Annotated in this window: 1 pseudogene; it reads left to right on the plus strand. The window is 72.8% G+C overall.

Annotated elements, in window-relative coordinates:
• Nucleotides 1-182: 182 nt before the first annotated feature.
• A pseudogene (locus JHD64_RS21670) lies at nt 183-301 on the plus strand (EamA family transporter); the annotation flags it as partial.

Raw genomic sequence — 301 nt, forward strand, 5'->3', positions numbered from 1 at the left:
CCCCCCCCCCCCCCCCCCCCCCCCCCCCCCCCCCCCCCCCCCCCCCCCCCCCCCCCCCCCCCCCCCCCCCCCCCCCCCCCCCCCCCCCCCCCCCCCCCCCCTCTTTTCAAGCCGAAGACGGCATACGAGATCCTTGTTAATGTCTCGTGGGCTCGGAGATGTGTATAAGAGACAGGCGCTGGATGCTGGCCATGGGCCTGGCCGAGCCCTGTCTGTATTTTCTGTTCGAGGCGCAGGCACTGGTGAATACCTCGGCCTCGCAGGCCTCGGTGATTACCGCCACCCTGCCGCTGCTGACCGG

The sequence above is a fragment of the Aquitalea sp. ASV15 genome, assembly GCF_016429115.1.
In the GTDB taxonomy this organism is placed as follows: domain Bacteria; phylum Pseudomonadota; class Gammaproteobacteria; order Burkholderiales; family Chromobacteriaceae; genus Aquitalea; species Aquitalea magnusonii.